Raw genomic sequence first — 2500 nt, 5'->3', positions numbered from 1 at the left:
CCTACAAGCAGTCGGAGCGCGATGCCCGCAAGGGCAAGCGTGACGGCGTGCCTTTTGTAGAATGAACCGGCGAGTTACGGTCGCGTGCGAGGTTAAGGCTGGAGAGCCGGAGCCGTAGCGAAAGCGAGTCCGAACAGGGCGCTTGAGTACGCGGCCGTAGACCCGAAACCGGGTGATCTACCCATGCCCAGGGTGAAGTCGGGGTAATGCCCGACGGAGGCCCGAACCGGTTGGTGGTGAAAAACCATCGGATGAGGTGTGGGTAGGGGTGAAATGCCAATCGAACCCGGAGATAGCTGGTTCTCCCCGAAATAGCTTTAGGGCTAGCCTCGGGATGTGAGTGCCGGAGGTAGAGCACGGATTGGGCTAGGGGCCCTCACCGGGTTACCGAACTCAGTCAAACTCCGAATGCCGGCCACTCGAATCCCGGGAGTCAGACCGCGAGCGCTAAGGTCCGTGGTCGAGAGGGGAACAGCCCAGACCGCCAGCTAAGGCCCCCAAGTGCGCGCTAAGTGGGAAAGGATGTGGCGTTGCGAAGACAACCAGGATGTTGGCTTAGAAGCAGCCATCATTTAAAGAGTGCGTAATAGCTCACTGGTCGAGTGACGCTGCGCCGAAAATGTACCGGGGCTAAGCGCGCCGCCGAAGCTGCGGGTGCCGCACCTTTCGGAGCGGCGCGGTAGGGGAGCGTTCCGCCCAGCGTCGAAGGCCGACCGTGAGGACGGCTGGAGCGGGCGGAAGTGAGAATGCCGGTGTGAGTAGCGATAAGACGGGTGAGAATCCCGTCCGCCGGAAGCCTAAGGGTTCCTGAGGAAGGCTCGTCCGCTCAGGGTTAGTCGGGACCTAAGCCGAGGCCGAAAGGCGTAGGCGATGGGCAACGGGTTGACATTCCCGTACCACCTCCGCTCCGCTTGAGCGATGGGGGGACGCAGGAGGGTAGGGGAGCGCGCGGCTGGAAGTGCGCGTCCAAACGGTTAGGCTGGCAGATAGGCAAATCCGTCTGCCACANCGCGCGGCTGGAAGTGCGCGTCCAAGCGGTTAGGCCGGCAGATAGGCAAATCCGTCTGCCACAAAGGCTGAGCCGTGATGGCGAGGGGAAGTTCAGTACCCGAAGTCCCTGATCCCACACTGCCGAGAAAAGCCTCTAGCGATGGAGCGAGGTGCCCGTACCGCAAACCGACACAGGTAGGCAGGGAGAGAATCCTCAGGCGCGCGGAAGAACCCTCGCTAAGGAACTCGGCAAAATGGCCCCGTAACTTCGGGAGAAGGGGTGCCTCGGTAGGGTGATGAGCCCGAGGAGGCCGCAGTGAAGAGGCCCAAGCGACTGTTTATCACAAACACAGGTCTCTGCGAAGCCGCAAGGCGATGTATAGGGGCTGACGCCTGCCCGGTGCTGGAAGGTTAAGGGGAAGGGTGAGCGCCTTACGGCGCGAAGCCCTGAACCGAAGCCCCAGTAAACGGCGGCCGTAACTATAACGGTCCTAAGGTAGCGAAATTCCTTGTCGGGTAAGTTCCGACCCGCACGAAAGGCGTAACGACTTGGGCACTGTCTCGGCGAGGGATCCGGCGAAATCGTAGTACCTGTGAAGATGCAGGTTACCCGCGACTAGACGGAAAGACCCCGTGGAGCTTTACTGCAGCCTGATATTGAATTTTGGTGCGGTCTGTACAGGATAGGTGGGAGCCTGCGAAGCCAAGCCGCCAGGCTTGGTGGAGGCGCCGGTGGGATACCACCCTGACCGTATCGAAATTCTAACCCGCGGCCGTCCATCCGGTCGGGGGACAGTGTCAGGCGGGCAGTTTGACTGGGGCGGTCGCCTCCTAAACGGTAACGGAGGCGCCCAAAGGTTCCCTCAGCGCGGTCGGAAATCGCGCGTCGAGTGCAAAGGCAGAAGGGAGCCTGACTGCAAGACCGACAGGTCGAGCAGGGACGAAAGTCGGGCTTAGTGATCCGGTGGTCCCGCGTGGAAGGGCCATCGCTCAACGGATAAAAGCTACCCCGGGGATAACAGGCTGATCTCCCCCAAGAGTCCACATCGACGGGGAGGTTTGGCACCTCGATGTCGGCTCGTCGCATCCTGGGGCTGAAGTCGGTCCCAAGGGTTGGGCTGTTCGCCCATTAAAGCGGCACGTGAGCTGGGTTCAGAACGTCGTGAGACAGTTCGGTCCCTATCTGTCGCGGGCGCAGGAAATCTGAGAGGAGCTGCCCCTAGTACGAGAGGACCGGGGTGGACGCACCGCTGGTGTACCAGTTGTCCCGCCAGGGGCACCGCTGGGTAGCCATGTGCGGCCGGGATAAGCGCTGAAAGCATCTAAGCGCGAAGCCCCCCTCAAGATCAGATTTCCCACCGGGTAAGCCGGGTAAGACCCCTCGGAGATGACGAGGTCGATCGGCCCGAGGTGTAAGCGCGGCAACGCGTTCAGCCGACGGGTCCGAATCGGTCGAGGGCTTAACCCACTCACATCCCCCCACATCCGCGGTCCGGTTTTCAGGGGGCAA

1 rRNA gene (cut by a window edge) is annotated in these 2500 nt (G+C 61.7%); it reads left to right on the top strand.

The window, feature by feature from the left end:
- Positions 1 to 2458: ribosomal RNA gene (locus tag IEX61_RS11800) — 23S ribosomal RNA — on the top strand; it begins 572 nt to the left of the window's first position.
- The last annotated feature ends 42 nt before the right edge of the window (positions 2459 to 2500 follow it).

It is taken from the genome of Calditerricola satsumensis (assembly GCF_014646935.1).
Taxonomy (GTDB): Bacteria; Bacillota; Bacilli; order Calditerricolales; family Calditerricolaceae; genus Calditerricola; species Calditerricola satsumensis.
This window is presented reverse-complemented; position numbering and strand designations above follow the sequence as displayed.